The 16,357-nt window shown below is 67.1% G+C and carries 15 protein-coding genes and 1 pseudogene; 9 read left to right on the top strand and 7 right to left on the bottom strand.

Annotated features, from left to right (window positions below; genetic code table 11):
- Positions 1–58: 58 nt before the first annotated feature.
- From FQS62_RS07700 to FQS62_RS07690, 3 genes are read right to left on the bottom strand one after another with little or no spacing between them, the layout of a single operon-like run.
- Positions 59–1,171, bottom strand: coding sequence for an ABC transporter permease (locus tag FQS62_RS07700; protein WP_154348760.1), 1,113 nt, complete (start codon positions 1,169–1,171; stop codon positions 59–61).
- On the bottom strand, positions 1,168–2,091 hold the full coding sequence (locus tag FQS62_RS07695; protein WP_208043582.1) for an ABC transporter ATP-binding protein: 924 nt from the start codon (positions 2,089–2,091) through the stop codon (positions 1,168–1,170). The genes FQS62_RS07700 and FQS62_RS07695 overlap by 4 nt, the downstream gene beginning before the upstream one ends.
- Before the next feature lie 20 nt (positions 2,092–2,111).
- A complete protein-coding gene (locus tag FQS62_RS07690) occupies positions 2,112–3,068 on the bottom strand; it encodes an HlyD family secretion protein (protein WP_099590245.1) in 957 nt (318 codons plus the stop codon).
- A 482-nt stretch (positions 3,069–3,550) separates the two neighbouring features.
- On the opposite strand from FQS62_RS07690, the gene FQS62_RS07685 reads away from it, so the two are divergent.
- The 8 genes and pseudogenes from FQS62_RS07685 (at position 3,551) to FQS62_RS07650 (ending at position 10,184) form a co-directional block, all read left to right on the top strand.
- Positions 3,551–4,537, top strand: coding sequence for a PhoH family protein (locus FQS62_RS07685; protein WP_057500244.1), 987 nt, complete (start codon positions 3,551–3,553; stop codon positions 4,535–4,537).
- Complete coding sequence (ybeY, locus tag FQS62_RS07680; RefSeq protein ID WP_019659039.1) at positions 4,534–5,019, top strand: rRNA maturation RNase YbeY; 486 nt, start codon at positions 4,534–4,536, stop codon at positions 5,017–5,019. Before FQS62_RS07685 ends, ybeY begins: the two co-directional genes overlap by 4 nt.
- A 48-nt stretch (positions 5,020–5,067) precedes the next feature.
- Positions 5,068–5,676: a hypothetical protein gene (locus FQS62_RS07675; protein ID WP_049446460.1), complete on the top strand. Its 609-nt coding sequence runs from the start codon at positions 5,068–5,070 to the stop codon at positions 5,674–5,676.
- Between the two features lie 39 nt (positions 5,677–5,715).
- Entirely contained in the window at positions 5,716–6,363 is a 648-nt protein-coding gene (locus FQS62_RS07670; protein WP_226053652.1) for a hypothetical protein, read from the top strand.
- A gap of 27 nt (positions 6,364–6,390) precedes the next feature.
- Complete coding sequence (locus tag FQS62_RS07665; protein ID WP_049446457.1) at positions 6,391–6,948, top strand: hypothetical protein; 558 nt, start codon at positions 6,391–6,393, stop codon at positions 6,946–6,948.
- A gap of 64 nt (positions 6,949–7,012) precedes the next feature.
- Entirely contained in the window at positions 7,013–7,894 is an 882-nt protein-coding gene (locus FQS62_RS07660) for a CorC family transporter (protein WP_005408827.1), read from the top strand.
- A pseudogene (locus tag FQS62_RS07655) lies at positions 7,891–9,155 on the top strand (DUF4105 domain-containing protein). The gene FQS62_RS07660 and the pseudogene FQS62_RS07655 overlap by 4 nt, the downstream one beginning before the upstream one ends.
- A gap of 6 nt (positions 9,156–9,161) precedes the next feature.
- A complete protein-coding gene (locus FQS62_RS07650) occupies positions 9,162–10,184 on the top strand; it encodes a magnesium and cobalt transport protein CorA (protein WP_208043583.1) in 1,023 nt (340 codons plus the stop codon).
- 125 nt (positions 10,185–10,309) lie between these two features.
- Here the strand turns inward: FQS62_RS07650 and FQS62_RS07645 are convergent, their stop codons facing one another.
- The 4 genes from FQS62_RS07645 to potA form a co-directional block, all read right to left on the bottom strand.
- Positions 10,310–11,674, bottom strand: a complete 1,365-nt coding sequence (locus tag FQS62_RS07645; protein WP_049446452.1) for an NAD-dependent succinate-semialdehyde dehydrogenase — start codon at positions 11,672–11,674, stop codon at positions 10,310–10,312.
- Positions 11,675–11,757: 83 nt separating this feature from the next.
- Positions 11,758–12,600, bottom strand: coding sequence for an ABC transporter permease subunit (locus FQS62_RS07640; protein WP_049446450.1), 843 nt, complete (start codon positions 12,598–12,600; stop codon positions 11,758–11,760).
- Positions 12,597–13,529, bottom strand: a complete 933-nt coding sequence (locus tag FQS62_RS07635; protein WP_049446448.1) for an ABC transporter permease subunit — start codon at positions 13,527–13,529, stop codon at positions 12,597–12,599. Before FQS62_RS07635 ends, FQS62_RS07640 begins: the two co-directional genes overlap by 4 nt.
- Positions 13,526–14,662: an ABC transporter ATP-binding protein gene (gene potA / locus FQS62_RS07630; RefSeq protein WP_019337141.1), complete on the bottom strand. Its 1,137-nt coding sequence runs from the start codon at positions 14,660–14,662 to the stop codon at positions 13,526–13,528. Before potA ends, FQS62_RS07635 begins: the two co-directional genes overlap by 4 nt.
- A gap of 275 nt (positions 14,663–14,937) precedes the next feature.
- Here potA and FQS62_RS07625 point away from each other — a divergent pair, with 275 nt between their 5' ends.
- On the top strand, positions 14,938–16,338 hold the full coding sequence (locus FQS62_RS07625; protein ID WP_208043758.1) for a flavin-containing monooxygenase: 1,401 nt from the start codon (positions 14,938–14,940) through the stop codon (positions 16,336–16,338).
- Positions 16,339–16,357: the final 19 nt, after the last annotated feature.

Below are 16,357 nucleotides of genomic sequence, written 5' to 3'. Positions count from 1 at the left end.
GACCAACGGTCGGCACCTGCCGGGGTAGTTGTGGATGCCGACCGTTGGTCGGCATGCATTAATCCAATCGTTTGCGGAAACGCAGGATCGCCAACGTCATCATCACCACGATGAAGGCCAGCAGCGCCAGCGCGTCGTGCCACAGCTCCCACAGCGAGGCGCCGCGCAGCATGATGCCGCGCACCAGGCGCAGGAAGTGGGTCAGCGGCAGCACTTCGGCCAGCCATTGCACCGGCCGCGGCATGCCCGCGAACGGGAACATGAAGCCCGACAGCAGGATCGACGGCAGGAACAGGAACAGCGTCATCTGCATCGCCTGGAACTGCGAGCGCGCGCGCGTGGAGATCAGCAGGCCCAGCGCCAGGTTGGCAAGCACCAGCAGCACCGCGGCCAGATAGATGTCCAGCAGGCTGCCGCGGATCGGCACCTGGAACAGCCAGGTGCCCAGCACCAGCACCAGGGTGGTCTGCAGCAGGCCGATGGCTGCATAGGGCAGCACTTTGCCGACCATCAGTTCGCTGCGCGACACCGGCGTGGCGATCAGCAGTTCCATGTTGCCGCGCTCGCGTTCGCGCACCACCGCCACCGCCGTGAACATCACCAGGGTCATGGTCAGGATCACCCCGATCAGGCCCGGCACGATGTTCACCGCCGAGCGCCGCTGCGGGTTGTAGAAGCTGGTCACGCTGACAGGACCACTGGCGATGCTGCCTTCGCGCAGGGGACGGGTGTTGCTGGTCGGGCGCGTATCCAGCGGCACCTGCGCCAGCTGGATCGCTGCGCTCTGCACCACGGTGTCGCTGCCATCGACCAGTACCTGCACCGCTTCGCGACCGTCGAAGCGGCGACGTTCGAAGTCGGCTGGCACCACGATGCCGACACTGATCTCGCCACGGCGCAGCGCCTGCATCAGCTGGTCGGGCGTATAGGCTTCGCTGCGCGGCGTGATCACGCCGGTGGCGACCATGTCCTGCACCACCGCGCGCGAGGCGGCACTGTTGGCCTGGTCGGCGACACCGGCGTCGAGGTGGCGCAGGTTGAGATTGATCGCATAGCCGAACAGCAGCAGCTGCATCACCGGAATGCCGACGATCATCGCCAGCGTGATGCGGTCGCGGCGCAGCTGCCGCAGCTCCTTGAGCATGATCGCCCACAGCCGGCGCAGGTTCATGCCGCCGGCTCCCGGCCTCGCCCGCGGGTAGCAGCGACGAACACGTCTTCCAGGTTCGGCGCCACCGCCTCGATGCGGGCCTGCGGATCGGCGCTGACCAGAGCGCGCCGCAACGCTGGCGTATCGGCGGCCCCCTCGCTGCACAACACGCGCAGCTGGGTACCGATCTGCGCCACGCTCAGCACGCCGGGCAGCTCGGACAATGCGCGGCTGGCCTGGCGCGGCTGCGCCGACGTGACCTGCAACGTGCGGCCGTCCAGCCGTGCACACAGCTCGGCCGGCGTGCCATCGGCGACCAGCGCACCACGATCCAGGATCGCCAGCCGGTGGCAGCGCTCGGCCTCGTCCATGTAGTGGGTCGATACCAACACGGTGGTACCGGCGTCGGCAAGTTCAAACAGGGCCTCCCAGAAATCGCGGCGCGATTCGGGATCAACGGCGCTGGTCGGCTCGTCCAGGAACAGCAGTTCGGGCGAATGCACCACGGCACCCGCCAGGGCGAGGCGCTGCTTCTGCCCACCACTGAGCGTGCCGGCCAGTTGTGGTTGGCGGTCCTGCAACCGGTACTGCTGCAGCAAACTGTCGACCCGCTGCCGGGCCTGCGCGCGTGGCAGGTCCTGGATGGCGGCGAGGAATTCCAGGTTCTCGCGTACCGACAGGTCTTCGTACAGCGAGAAGCGCTGGGTCATGTAGCCGATGCGACGGCGCAGCGCTTCGGCCTGCTCGGGAACCGCCAAGCCCAGCACCTCGATCTGCCCTGCGCTCGGTTCAAGCAGGCCGCACAGCATGCGGATGGTGGTCGACTTGCCCGACCCGTTCGGGCCCAGGAAGCCATAGACCTGCCCACGCGGCACGGTCAGGTCGACATTGTCCACGGCCAGCAGATCGCCGAAGCGGCGGGTCAGGCCCTGCGCATGCACCGCGATGTCCGCACCGGTGTTCAGAAGCGCACCTGCACCGGCAGCCCGGCCGGCAGCTTCTGCATGTCGGTGGCTTCGGTCACTTCGATTTCAGCCAGGTAGCTCAGGCGCTCGACGTCGTCGCCGGTCAGCGCGTAGTACGGGGTGAACGACGGTTCGCTGCGGATCGATCGCACGCGCCCCTTCAGCACCGTGCTCCGACCCTCCAGCTGTATCTGCGCGGCCTGACCGACCTTTACCTGCAGGCGCAGCGGCTGCGGCAGGTAGACGCGCGCATAGGGACGCTCACCGACCAGCATCACCGCCAACGGCGCACCGATCGGCGCCTGGTCGCCCTGTCGGTAGGGCAAGGCATCGACCACACCATCGCGCGGTGCACGCAGCCGCAGCTTCTGCAGGTTCACGCCCTGCACCACCTGCTGCGCGCGCGCGGCATCGGCCGCGGCCTTGCCCTGGGTGATGTCCTGCGCACGGCTGCCGTGCACCCGCTCCAGCCAAGCCTGCTCGGCCGCGCGCGCACTGGCCTCGGCGTTGCCGGCGGCGGCCCGCGCACGGTCCAGTTCAGCAGCAGCGACCAGCTGCTGGCGTGCCAGCGGCTGCACCCGGCGATAGTAGGCGCTGGCTTCGACGGCCTGGGCGCGAAGCGCGGCGAGCTGGGCCTGGGCCTGGGCAATCTGTTCGTTGCGCGGGCCGATCTCCAGCGCTTCCAGCTGTGCCTGCGCGCGCAGCGTATCGGCCTGTGCGGCAGCGAACTGCGCGTCGCCACGGGCGGGATCAAGCTGCATCAACACGGTGCCCGCCTTGACCGGCTGACCTTCGCGCACCTCCACTGCAGCGATCACTTCGGCCGCCGGTGCCGGCACCGTGATCCGGTCCCACTCCAGCGTTCCCAGCGCAGTCGGCGTTGACTGCCCACACCCCGCCAGCAGGCCGATGCCCACCAGTCCGATTCCACGCATCCCGTTGCCGATGCCCATGCCATCCCCTCCAGCGACGGCGACACGGTGCCATGTGCCCCGTGCACCCTCAATGATTCCGATCAGCCCTGACGGTTTTTTCACCACGTGCGGGCAAGCCTTTTGCTGCAAGGCTCCGCACCACCTATCCACAGGTTGATTCGGCATCATTCCACAACCGTTGTGGAAATCCGGCAGGACGTGGCGTTGTTGCTCGCCCGGCAACGAAACCTGCACTGCCATCACGATGAATGCTCCCGTGCAGGCCACCCGCGGCAGTGCTGCGGCAGCGACGAGCGACCATGACGCTTTTTTCACCAGGACCTCATGGGCCTTGTGGCACAAGCATTGCGAAGGTCTATCCACAGGTTTCCGCGCGCCCCGTCCACACCGGGTGTGGAAAACGCTGTATCGACCGTCTGCTGGCCGTGTGCCCCGCACGCGCGCTACCCTTGTCCTCCCTGAATACACTGCGGTGGAAGGCGTCCGCCCCACCCCAAGCAATGAAAAGCATCGATCATCGAGACTTCACCCTGTCGCCGGAAGACAACGAGCGGCTGGCCAACCTGTGCGGCCCCTTCGATGGCCATCTGCGCCAGATAGAGCTGAAGCTCGGCGTGGAGATCGCCAATCGTGGCTTCGTGTTCCGCATCAGCGGGCCCAACGAGGCCATCGTCGAGGCGCAGAAGCTGGTTGAAGCGCTGTACGCCGAAGCCGCCGAAACCACCTTCGACAACCACGCCATCCATCTGCGCCTGGCGCAGGCCAATGTCGATCAGATCGCCGAGCGCTCCTATGAAGCGCAGGACGTGGCGATCAAGGTCAAGCGCGGCACGGTGCGCGGCCGCGGCGCCAACCAGGGCCGCTACCTGCACCAGATCGCCACCCACGACATCAACTTCGGCATCGGCCCGGCCGGTACCGGCAAGACCTTCCTGGCCGTGGCCAGCGCGGTCGAAGCACTGAACGAATCGCGGGTGCAGCGCCTGATCCTGGTGCGTCCGGCGGTGGAGGCCGGCGAGAAGCTGGGCTTCCTGCCCGGCGACCTGAGCCAGAAGGTCGATCCCTACCTGCGACCGCTGTACGACGCCCTGTACGAGATGATGGGCGTGGAGAAGGTGGTCAAGCTGCTGGAGAAGAACGTCATCGAGATCGCGCCGCTGGCCTACATGCGCGGCCGCACGCTCAACGATGCGTTCGTGATCCTGGACGAGGCACAGAACACCACCATCGAGCAGATGAAGATGTTCCTGACCCGCCTGGGTTACGGCTCCACTGCGGTGGTCACCGGTGACCTGACCCAGACCGACCTGCCCAAGCACGTGAAGTCCGGCCTGCGCGACGCCATCGACGTGCTGCGTGAAGTCGAGGGCGTCAGCTTCACCTTCTTCGAATCCCGTGACGTGGTCCGCCACCCGCTGGTCGCGCGCATCGTGAGCGCCTACGACCGCCGCGACCTGCATCAGATCCAACCAGGAGCAACTCCATGACCCGTGGCCCCGTGCGACTGGACGTCGCCGTCAGTTATGCCCTGCCACGTGCCGGCCTGCCGGCGGCAGTGAGCTTCCGCAAGTGGGTGGCCGCCGCGCTGAAGGGCCGCATCCGCGAGGCCGATCTGGCCATCCGCGTGGTCGATGCCAAGGAAGGACAGTCGCTGAACCGCCATTACCGCGGCAAGGACTACGCGACCAACGTGCTCAGCTTCCCGGCCGAAGTGCCCGAAGGCCTGCCCAAGGGCGTCAAGTTCCCGCTGCTGGGTGACCTGGTGATCTGCGCACCGGTGGTGGCACGGGAGGCCGACGAGCAGGGCAAGGCGCTCAACGCCCACTACGCGCACCTGACCGTGCACGGCGTACTGCACCTGCTCGGCTGGGACCACGAGGATGACAAGGAAGCCGAGGCGATGGAGCAGCTCGAGCGCGACATCCTGGCCGAGCTCGGCATCGCCGATCCCTACGCGGGCGAGCGCTGACACCGGGTTCTGTTCCGAACCCACGCACTCACGGAAGAGGAGCGCAGCATGACCCTGGCCGCACTTGTGCTTGCCGTGCTACTGCAGTCCGCGGCAGGCCTGATGCCCGATCCTGACCGTCCCTCACCGTTCCCCACCAGCGACAGCGAGGCCGACATCGCCGCAAAGATCGCCGAACTACGGGCGTTCTTCGGCAGCAGCGAGCGCGACACCCGCAATATCGTCGCCACTGCCCAGCAACGGGCGCTGATCGAGCGCCTGGAAGCGCGGCACGCGGCACGTCTGGCCGGCATCTGGGTGGACAATGCGAGGGGCTGGAACGTTGTGGTGCGACTGACAGGCGCCGCAGCCGAGGCCGATGAGACACATCCAGGGGCGGATGGCCCGCAACGCGTGCGCTACATCACCGGCGCCGCGATGACCGAAGCGGAGATGCAGCGCCGCCTGCACACACAGCGGGACTGGCTGCTGGCCCAGCTGCCCGACCTGTTCGGCTATAGCCTGGACGTCAAGGCCGGAGAGCTGGAGGTTGAGCTGCGGGATACCCCAGCCAACCGCGCGACGGCGGCGGCCGTACGCGACCACCTGCAGGTGCAGCTGGGCTACCCGGTCAGGCTGCGCTGGTACCCAGCGACCACGCGCTGGAATCCGCCTTGACTGCGCCCGGGCCGGAACGCCCGCCCATGCGCTGCGCTATTGTTCAACACCGGCCAGGACGCGGAAGGAAAAAGGATGAACCCAGGGTACGGTTTCACGACGATCATGGTGGCTGCCGGTCTTTTCGCCACTCTCCTGGTGCTGGGCGCGCATGCCGTGCGCCGTGTCAGTGCACGCGACCCCAGCGGGCAGCACTGGCTGCTGCGCACGCTGGCACTGCTGTCACCGGCGTGCGTCATTGCCAGTCTGGCGGTCGGCGTGATCGGGCCTCAGCTGCTGCAACAGCGGCACGGAATGAGCACCACGATGGGCCTGGTGACGAGCGCGCTGCTGCTGATGCTGATGGGCGCGCTCACCGCGCCGGTGGCCTGGCGCGTGGTGGTCCAGCAGCGCCTGCGGCGCTCAGCGGCGACCTTGCCGTTCTTCCATGCGTCAACCGCCTCACTCTGGCTGTTGTACGCGCTCTGCGCGATGTACATGCCACTGGCGAAGGCCGCCGAACCGGCACTGATGCCCTGGTTCGAACAATCGGGCCTGCTGCCGTTGGCGGCCCGCGGATTGGTCACGGTCCTCCACGCTTCGATGCAGGCGGTGCTGCTCACCCTGCCGGTGATGGGGCTACGCGCCCTGCTGACCCGCGGCAGCCGCAACAGCAAGGCTGAGAAGCCGCCCCCGTCACCGTTATGATGTCCGGCCCGCCTGCGGAACCTGCCCGTGTCCCTGCGTTGCTGCCTGCCCCTGCTGTGTGCCTTTGCGGTGCCTTCGGCCCTCGCCTCCAGTCTTGACCTGCCGGCCCTGATCGAATGCCGCCAGGGGGTGGCCGAGCAGGCCGCGCTGGCGCCGCTGCTGGCCGATCCGCTGAAGGCCGTGGCCCAGGGCCTGCAGCCGCTGCCGCAAGGCAACCAGTTCATGAGCGAGTACCGGCTGGCCAGCCCGATCACCGTCTTCGGGCAACAGACCGAGCGGGTGGCGGTGGCCGGCGCCAGCATCATGGCCGTCCTCGACCAGGCTGACCCACGCCCGCTGGCAAAGCGCCTGGCACTGGAGACCGCCTACGACCAGGACGGCAAGTTCATGGCCGGCCGCGAGCTGGTCAGCCGCGACGTGACCGACCCGAAGACCGGCGAGGCCCAGATCGAGTCGATCATCCTCAGCGTCTCCACCGTGGCCTCCCACCCTGGCAAGACTCTGGCCGGCTGCACCTACAGCCTGGACCTGCCCGAGGAGGAGCCGGCCCCTACCGCCCCTGCCCCGGCCACCGGCAGTCACTGACAGGCCGTCACATCCTGCTAGACTTGGGCCAACGCCCGGCCTGCCGGGTGCCTTTTTTCCAGAGATGTCAGAAGACGACAGTAGTAGCTCCCCTGCGGAGCACAGTGAAAAGAAGCGCGGCTGGCTTGAACGCCTGACCTCCGCCTTCTCCGGCGAACCCCATACCCGCGACGAGCTGGTCGCTGTCCTGCACACCGCGCAGGAAGAGGGTCTGATCGCCGCCGATACCCTGAAGATGATGGAAGGCGCCATTTCGGTGGCCGAGCTGACCGTGGGCGACGTGATGATTTCGCGCTCGCAGATGGTCTCGCTGCCGGTTGAAGCGCCCTTCCTGGAACTGATGAAGCAGGTGGTCGAATCCGGCCATTCACGCTTCCCGGTGCACGGCGAGAACAAGGACGACATCCTTGGCATCCTGCTGGCCAAGGACCTGCTGCGCGGCGTGGTTGCCGACAACGGTCCGGCCAACGTGCGCGAGCTGCTGCGCCCGGCGGTGCTGATCCCGGAGGCGAAGAAGCTCAACGTGCTGCTGAAGGAGTTCCGCCTGTCGCGCAACCACATGGCCATCGTGGTGGACGAGTACGGCGGTGTCGCCGGCCTGGTCACCATCGAGGACGTGCTGGAACAGATCGTCGGCGAAATCGACGACGAGCATGACGAGGCTGAAGATCCCTCGGCGCAGATCGCCATCCAGTCCGACGGGCAGTACGTGGTCGACGCACTGACCCCGATCGGCGACTTCAACGAGCGTTTCGGCGCGACGTTCTCCGACGAGGACTACGACACCATCGGCGGCCTGGTCACCGAGGCCGTGGGCCATCTGCCGGAAGTCGGTGACGAGCTGGCGCTGGACCGCTTCATGTTCCGCGTGGCCCGCGCCGATGCGCGCCGGGTACAGGCCTTCCACGTGACCGTGCTGCCGCCGGACGCGCAGGACGACGCTTGAAGCGCCGCGGCCTGATCCTCATGGTGTGGCTGGCACTGTGCGTGCTGGCCATGGCCCTGCCGCTGGCCGCCTTCGCGCAGCCGGCGGCAGCCACGCCTGCACCAACTGCACCAACTGCACCCAGCGCCAGCACCGAGGTTCCTGCCCCGCGCATCGGCGTGGTGACCATGCAGCCCGGCACGGTGTTCTTCGAACGCTTCGGCCATGACGCCATCGTGGTGCTTGATCCGGTCAGCGGCGAGGCAACTTCGTACAACTTCGGCTACTTCGACCCGTCCGAGGACGATTTCATCAGCCGCTTCGCACGCGGCGACATGATGTATTACCTGGTGGCGCTGCCGCTGCAGCAGGATCTGTCGTACTACGACGAGACCGGCCGCGGCGCCAACGTGCAGTGGCTGGACCTGCGCCCCGACCAGGCACGTGCGCTGGCTGCAGATCTGGCCGAGCGGGCCAAGCCGGAAAACGCGCGCTACCACTACGACTACTACACCGCCAACTGCGCCACGATGGTGCGCGACACCCTCGACAAGGCATTGGGTGGCGGCCTGCAGTCGCAGCTCGCCGGGCGCTCGCGTGGCAATACCTACCGCAGTGAATCGGTCCGCCTGGCGTCGCCGGCACCGTGGATGTGGCTGGGCTTCGATGTAGGCCTCGGACCGTTCGCCGACCAGCCGCTGTCGCGCTGGCAGGAAGCCTTCGTGCCGATGCGCCTGGCCGATGCGCTGCGCCAGGCACGCAACAGCGATGGGCGTCCGCTGGTGCAGTCCGAACAGGAGCTGCTGCCGCACCGCATCGATCCGGAGCCGAAGGAGTTCGCACGCCGCTGGTGGCCGTGGCTGCTGTGCGGCCTGGTGATCGCCGCTGGCGTGCTGGCGCTGCGCAACCGCCCGCGCCTGCTGGCGGGGCTGGCACTGCCGTTCTGGCTGCTGTGCGCCCTGTTGGGTGGCGTGCTGGTGTTCCTGTGGGGCTTCAGCATCCACTACGCCGCCTGGGCAACCGCAACCTGCTGCTGCTCTCGCCGCTGGCGGTGCTGCTGCTGCCGGGTGCGATCGCCCTGCTGCGCCGGCGCGTGCCGGGCCGCATGTTCAGGATCGTGCTGTGGCTGCTGGCGGTACAGGCAGTGGCCGCGCTGGTGCTGCACTGGCTGAGCCTGCAGGCACAGTACAACGTGCAGTGGATCGTGCTGCTGCTGCCGGTGCACGTGGCGCTGGCCTGGGTGCTCGGGCGCCGTCCTCACTTGTCCGAAACACAGCCCTGACGCACGATGGCGGGCATGTCATTGCCCGCCTCCGCTTCCGCCCCTACTTCGGCCAACCCCGCCTGCGTCATCAACTGCGTCCACTACGATGACGAAGGCAAACGCCACGACATCAGCCTGGACGCCATCAGCGATGTCATTGCCAGTGGCAATGGTTTCGTCTGGGTTGGCCTGTACGACCCCAACGACGATGTACTGCTGAAACTGCAGGAGGAATTCTGCCTGCACGACCTGGCCATCGAAGATGCGCGCAACGCGCACCAGCGGCCAAAGGTCGAGACCTACGGCAATTCGATGTTCGTGGTGGTGACCACCGCGCAGATGGTCGACGAGCGCATCCAGTACGGCGAAACCCATGCTTTCCTCGGCCCGCGCTTCCTGGTGACGGTGCGTCATGGCGCCTCGCTGTCCTACGCACCGGTGCGTGCGCGTGTCGAACGAGAGCCGCAGCTGCTGAAGATGGGCCCCTCGTACTGCCTGTACGCGGTGGCCGACTTCGTGGTCGACAACTACCTGCCGATCGTGCACCGCTTCCGCGACACCCTGGACCTGCTGGAAAAGGACATCTTTGCGGACAACTACAAGCGCAGCACCGTGGTGCGGCTGTACGAACTCAAGCGCGAACTGAACAAGATGCGGATGGCGGTGGCGCCACTGCAGGATGTACTGGCGCAGCTGCGCCGCTATCAGGGCGAACTGATCCCCGACGAAGTGAAGCTGTACATCCGCGACGTGCACGACCATGCAGTACGCATCAGCGATGTGATCGACACCCTGCGCGAGATGCTGGGCACCGCACTGAGCGTCAACCTGTCGCTGGTGACGCTGGCGCAGGGCGAGACGGTCAAGCGGCTGGGTGCATGGGCGGCGCTGCTGGCGGCGCCGACGCTGATCACCAGCTGGTATGGCATGAACTTCAGCCACATGCCGGAGTTGAACCAACCCTGGGCCTACCCGCTGATGATTGTTGGCGTGGGTGGCGTGTGCGTGGGCCTGTACCGGTTGTTCAAGCGCGCGAAGTGGTTGTAGCGCGTATCGACCAACGGTCGATACCCACCACACCGGTATCGTGGCGCATGACCCGCATCTGGTAGCGCCGGCCGCTGGCCGGCAACCCGGCAATGCCGGCCAGCGGCCGGCACTACCGTTCGGGATCAAGCCACGTAGACGGTCTTGATGTTCATGAACTCATGGATGCCATGGTCGGCCAGCTCCCGGCCGAAACCGGACTGCTTGCTGCCGCCGAAGGGCAGCCGCGCATCGCTCTTGACGATGGCGTTGACGAACGCGGCGCCGCATTCCATGCGCTGGGCGAAACGCTCACCGCGAACCGGGTCGCGCGTCCACACGCTGCCGCCCAGGCCGAAGCGGGTGTCGTTGGCCACGCGCAGTGCCTCGGCCTCATCAGCAACCCGGATCACCGCAGCCACCGGGCCAAACAGTTCCTCGTCATACGCCGGCATGCCCGGACCGACCTGATCGAGCACCGTGGCCGGATAGCCGGCATGCGTGCCCGCAATCGGCTCACCACCCACCAGCACCCGTGCGCCCTTGGCCACGCTGGCCTGCACCTGCTTGTGCAGTTCGTCGCGCAGGTCGGCACGGGCCATCGGCGCCAGCGTGGTACCGCGCTCGTCGGGATCACCGTACTGGCGCTCGGCCGCGGCTTCAACGAAGCGGCGGGTGAATTCATCGGCCACCGCATCGACCACGATGAAGCGCTTGGCCGCAATGCAGGTCTGCCCGCTGTTGTCGAAGCGCGACTTCACCGCCGCCGCCACGGTCTTGTCGAGATCGGCGTCATCAAGCACCACGAAGGCATCGCTGCCACCCAGCTCCATCACCGACTTCTTCAGCTGGCTGCCGGCATTGGAGGCGATCGAGCGCCCTGCCCGCTCGCTGCCGGTCAGTGTCACCGCCTTCACCCGTGCGTCGCGCAGCACCTCGGCCGCCTGGTCATTGTCGATGTGCAGCACGTCGAACACGCCATCAGGCAGGCCTCCGTCACGACACACCGCAAGGATCAGGTCAGCGCACTGCGGCACGTTGCTGGCGTGCTTGAGCAGGGCGACGTTGCCAGCCATGAACGCCGGGGCCAGGAAACGGAACACCTGCCAGATCGGGAAATTCCATGGCATCACCGCGAACACGCAGCCGATCGGCTCGTAGCGCACGTAACTGCGCTGGGCCTCGGTATCGATCAGCTGCGGCTTGAGATAGTCGGCCGCGTGGTCGGCGTAGTACTCGCAGGCGGCAGCGCACTTGTCGACCTCGGCCAGCGCCTCGGCCTTGAGCTTGCCCATCTCGTGCGTCATCGCCTGCTGCAGGTCGTCGCGACGCGTGCGCAGCTGCGCGGCGATCTGGCGAAGGACGGCGCCGCGATCCTGCAGCGAGCGATCGGCCCAGCCGGGGAAGGCATCGGCGGCGGCCTGCAGGCGCTGCTCGATGTCAGCAGCGCCCATCAGTTCATGGCGGTAGGTCACCTGGCCGGTGGCCGGGTCGATGATCTCGACGGTCATGGGGGATCTCCATCTGGAAGACCCCCATTGTGCGCCGCTGTCCGTGAGCCGGGTGTTGCCGGCGCTGTCGACAGGCCGTGTACTCAGCCGTTGTCCTGCCGCGCCAGCTGCAGGTCGCGCTGGCGCCGCTTCTCGGCGCGGGCGTTGATGTACCAGCCGATCACCGCAGCGATCGACACCGCCGACACCAGCAACGTGGCCAACGCGTTGATCTTCGGACTGATGCCCATGCGCACCGAGGCGAACACCTTCATCGGCAGCGTGGTCGAGCCCGGCGTGGCGACGAAGCTGGCCACCACCACGTCATCCAGCGACAGAGTGAACGCCAGCAGCCAGCCCGCCACCAGCGCCGGCGCAATGATCGGCAGGGTGATGCGGCCGAACACGGTCAACCGGCTGGCACCCAGATCCATCGCCGCTTCCTCCAGGGACAGGTCCATTTCCTGCAGGCGCGAAGACACCACCACGGTGACAAAGCACAGGGTGAAGGTGACGTGGGCGATCCAGATGGTGGCCAGGCCGCGCGCCGGGAACCCGGGAATCGCGCCCATCGAAGCCAGCAGCGCCATCAGCGAGAAGCCCAGGATCACATCCGGCATCACCAGCGGCGCGGTCACCAGCGCGCCGAACAGCGGCTTACCGCGGAAGCGCTTGAAGCGGGTCATCACCATCGCCGCCAACGTGCCCAGCACGGTGGCCGTGCAGGCAGTCCAGAACGCCACCACCAGGCTGGTCCACATCGCATCCATCAGCGCGCGGTCGGCGAACAGGTCACTGTAGGCACGGGTGGAGAACCCGGCCCAGACCATCGCCAGCCGCGAGCTGTTGAACGAGTAGAACATCAGCAGCAGGATCGGCAGGTACAGGAAGGCGAAGCCGAGCAGCAGCACACCCAGCCCCAGGCCCCTTGCGCTACGCGGGCTCATGCCTGTTTCCCTTCCAGCAGGCGCTGCTGGGAACGGTTGAACAGCAGGATCGGCACCAGCAGCAACAGGATCATCGCCACCGCCATCGCCGAGGCGCCCGGCCAGTTGCGGTTGTTGAAGAACTCGTTCCACAGCTGGCGGCCCACCATCAGCGTTTCCGAGCCACCCAGCATTTCCGGGATCACGAATTCACCGATCGCCGGAATCATCACCAGCATGCAGCCGGCGATGATGCCGGCCTTCGACAGCGGCAGGGTAATGCGCAGGAACGCCTGCCACGGCTTCGCACCAAGGTCGTAGGCGGCTTCCAGCAGGCGGTGGTCATGCTTGACCAGGTTGGCGTACAGCGGCAGCACCATGAACGGCAGGTAGCAGTAGACGATGCCGATGTAGGCCGCGGTGGGCGTGTCGATCAGCTGCAGCTTGGGCAGGCCCATCGACGTCATCAGCGTCTGCAGGCCGGTGAACTGTAGGAACTGGTCGAGCAGGCCGTTGCGGTCCAGGATCGCCTTCCACGCATACACGCGGATCAGGAACGAGGTCCACGACGGCAGCACCACCAGCATCATCGCCACGTTGCGCGCGGCCGGTGACAGGCGGGCGATGGCATAGGCCATCGGGTAGCCGATCAGCAGCGTGAAGAAGGTGGAGATGGCCGCGATCCTGATCGAGCTCAGGAACGCCTGCGCATAGATCGAATCGCGGAACAACGCCAGGTAGTTTTCCAGGTTCAGCTTCAGCGAGAAGCCGCCGTCGGCGTACTGCAGCAGCCAGGTGTACGGCGGCGAGCCGACCCGGCTGAGCGAGAAGCTGATCATCAGCACGATCAGGAACGGCACCGCGAAGAACAGCAGCAGCCACAGATACGGAATGCCGATCACCGTGGCACGCAGCCCCGGCAGCCAGCGCTTCAGGCCGGCCGTGCTCATGAGGTCAGCACCACGCCGTCGTTGTCACGCCAGTGCACCCACACCTCGTCGCCCCAGGTCAGGCCATCGCTGGCCCAGCGCTGCGAGTTGGCGAAGTTGGCCAGCACTTTGGCGCCGCTGGGCAGGCGCACGTGGTAGACCGAATGGCTGCCGAAGTAGGCGATGTCCTCGATCACGCCCTGCGCCTTGTTGGTGTGCCCTTCCGGCTCGTCCTTGCCGATCATCACCTTCTCGGGGCGCAGCGCGAACGCGACCGGCTGCCCTTCATACCCGGTGATGCCGTGCGCGATGTAGATCGGCGCCGGGAACAGCGGCGAGCGCACGGTCACGTATTCGGGCAGGTCCTCGTCGATCACCCCGTCGAACAGGTTGACCGAGCCGATGAACTCGGCGACGAAGCGGTTGGCCGGCTGCTCGTAGACCTCGTCCGGCTTGCCGACCTGCTGGATCCAGCCGGCATCCATCACCGCGATGCGGGTGGCCATGGTCATTGCTTCTTCCTGGTCGTGGGTGACCATCACGCAGGTCACGCCGGACGATTCGATGATGCTGACCAGTTCCAGCTGCATCTGCGAGCGCAGCTTCTTGTCCAGCGCGCCCATCGGCTCGTCCAGCAGCAGCAGCTTCGGCCCCTTGGCCAGCGACCGCGCCAGCGCCACGCGCTGCTGCTGGCCGCCGGACAGCTGGTGCGGCTTGCGCTTGCCCAGATGGCCCATCTGCACCAGGTCCAGCATTTCGCCGACGCGCTTGCTGATCGCGTCCTTGCCCAGGCCGTCCTGCTTCAGGCCGAAGGCAATGTTCTGCTCGACCGTCATGTGCGGGAACAGGGCGTAGGACTGGAACATCATGTTGACCGGCCGCTGGTACGGCGGCAGCGCGTCCAGGCGCTGGCCATCGAGGGTGATGCTGCCCTTGGTGGGCGTCTCGAAGCCGCCCAGGCAGCGCAGCAGGGTCGATTTGCCACTGCCGGAGCCACCGAGCAGGGCAAAGATCTCGCCCTTGCGCACGTCCAGATTGACGTCGTCGACGGCGACGAAACCGTCGAATTCCTTGCGCAGGTCACGAATGGAGAGATAGCCGGGCGCACCGGTCGTGTCGACGACGGCGGCTACCGGCTGGGCTTCAACGGGCATGGGGGCTCCGGGAGCGGGCGGTGGACAGCGGCCGCCATTCTAACGGCCGGGGGCCGCAGGGGATATGACGGGAGCAGGTGGAAGCGGCCGGTGGGCAGCCCCGGGGGCCCCGAGGGGGTGTCGGTTTTCCCCCGCCGTGGTGGCCTGTCCGCTCAAAGGCCCCGCCTCCCCTGGACCATCCTGCGGCCGTCCCGGCCAGGCCCCACGGGCGTTGGCCCGATCTACAACGTTTTTCAGAACCGGATCTGTTGAAGGCCTCGGCCATTGCCCGCGCAATGGCCCGGATCAAAGCCTTGCATGGACCCACACTGGTGATTTCTCCGGACAGCTCCTCCCCCTTCCCGCCCCGCCTGCCGGGCGCCCTGCCTGCAAGGCTGCCGCTGGTCATCATCGGCGCCGGCCAGGCCGGGTTGTCCCTCAGTGCGCTCCTGCAGGAGGCCGGCGTCGAGCATCGCGTGCTGGAGGCCGAAACCGTGGGTGCCAGCTGGCAGCGGCGCTGGGAGTCGTTCCAGACCAACACTGCCAACGCGACGATGGCCCTGCACGGTCATGCCTATGCCGGCGATGATCCGGAAGGCTTCATGGGGGCCCCGGAGGTGATCCGGCGGCTCCGCGACTATGCCGACGAGCGCGCGTTGCCGATCAGCGAGGGGTGCGTGGTGCGCCAGGTCGCGCCTGAGTCCGGCGGTTATGCCATCGACAGCAGCCAGGGGCTGGTCCACGCCCGCGCGGTGGTGGTCGCCACCGGTGAATATCGCCGCGCGCGGATGCCCCGGGTGCCCTTCGCGCCCGCGTCAGGCCTCACCATGCTGCACTCGGGCGACTACCGCAGTGCCCGCCAGCTGCCCGATGGCGCCGTGCTGGTCATCGGCGGTGGGCAGTCCGGCGCGCAGATCGCCCATGACCTGCGCGACAGCGGTCGCAGCGTGTACTGGTCACTGGCCCAGCGTCATTCGCATACCCGCCGGCTGCGCGGCAAGGACTCGATGACCTGGTGGGACATGGCCGGGCGCATCCACCAGCATGTGAGTGAAGCGGCCGCGGTACTGGCCGGAGAACCGGATGCGCTGCGCAAGGCCCGCACCGCGGAGTTCCCGCTGATTTCCGGCAAAGGACGTGCTGGCCTGGGCAGCTCGATCAGTCTGCTGGCGATGCACCGCGCTGGCATCAGGTTGCTGGGCCGGTTGCAGGAATTCAGTGGAAACATCGCCCGCTTCGCCGATGTCCGTCCGCAGCTGCGCACCGCGATCGAGGCGACACGGACCGAATATGCCTATCTCGATTCGCTGGCCAGCGCGTACTACGCCACGCGGCCCGAACCGCGCACCGACGATGCCCGCTACATTCCCGAAGAGGTCTACCTGCACTGGGAGCCGGAACCGTCTCCGTGCGAGCTGGATCTGCAGGCCGCAGGCATCCGCTCGGTGGTGCTGGCCACCGGCTTCGTCGCCGAATGGCCGTGGCTGGACGTGCAGGGCGCGCTGGATGCACACGGTTATCCGCTCGGAGAGTTCGGCGTTTCACCGCAGCCAGGGTTGTTCTTCATCGGCATGCACAACCTGCAGCGGATGAGTTCATCGTTCCTGTGCAACGGCGGCCGCGATGCACGCGACCTGCTGCCGGCCATCCTGCGGCACCTTGGCCAGGGCGGCGATACCGGCCCCGGCCAAGGGTGAAGCGTTCCGCCGGGCAAGG

This window comes from Stenotrophomonas sp. SBJS02, from assembly GCF_020428325.2.
Taxonomy (GTDB): Bacteria; Pseudomonadota; Gammaproteobacteria; order Xanthomonadales; family Xanthomonadaceae; genus Stenotrophomonas; species Stenotrophomonas africana.
Note: the sequence above shows the minus strand (reverse complement) of the source record. Positions and strands in the feature narration are given on the sequence as shown.

What these genes read in the sequence shown, in the direction of transcription:
- FQS62_RS07700 (WP_154348760.1), bottom strand. Translation starts at nt 1,171, where the DNA reads ATGAACCTGCGCCGGCTGTGGGCGATCATGCTCAAGGAGCTGCGGCAG.
- FQS62_RS07690 (WP_099590245.1), bottom strand. Translation starts at nt 3,068, where the DNA reads ATGGGCATCGGCAACGGGATGCGTGGAATCGGACTGGTGGGCATCGGC.
- FQS62_RS07685 (WP_057500244.1), top strand. Translation starts at nt 3,551, where the DNA reads ATGAAAAGCATCGATCATCGAGACTTCACCCTGTCGCCGGAAGACAAC.
- ybeY (WP_019659039.1), top strand. Translation starts at nt 4,534, where the DNA reads ATGACCCGTGGCCCCGTGCGACTGGACGTCGCCGTCAGTTATGCCCTG.
- FQS62_RS07675 (WP_049446460.1), top strand. Translation starts at nt 5,068, where the DNA reads ATGACCCTGGCCGCACTTGTGCTTGCCGTGCTACTGCAGTCCGCGGCA.
- FQS62_RS07660 (WP_005408827.1), top strand. Translation starts at nt 7,013, where the DNA reads ATGTCAGAAGACGACAGTAGTAGCTCCCCTGCGGAGCACAGTGAAAAG.
- FQS62_RS07650 (WP_208043583.1), top strand. Translation starts at nt 9,162, where the DNA reads ATGGCGGGCATGTCATTGCCCGCCTCCGCTTCCGCCCCTACTTCGGCC.
- FQS62_RS07645 (WP_049446452.1), bottom strand. Translation starts at nt 11,674, where the DNA reads ATGACCGTCGAGATCATCGACCCGGCCACCGGCCAGGTGACCTACCGC.
- FQS62_RS07640 (WP_049446450.1), bottom strand. Translation starts at nt 12,600, where the DNA reads ATGAGCCCGCGTAGCGCAAGGGGCCTGGGGCTGGGTGTGCTGCTGCTC.
- FQS62_RS07635 (WP_049446448.1), bottom strand. Translation starts at nt 13,529, where the DNA reads ATGAGCACGGCCGGCCTGAAGCGCTGGCTGCCGGGGCTGCGTGCCACG.
- potA (WP_019337141.1), bottom strand. Translation starts at nt 14,662, where the DNA reads ATGCCCGTTGAAGCCCAGCCGGTAGCCGCCGTCGTCGACACGACCGGT.
- FQS62_RS07625 (WP_208043758.1), top strand. Translation starts at nt 14,938, where the DNA reads ATGGCCCGGATCAAAGCCTTGCATGGACCCACACTGGTGATTTCTCCG.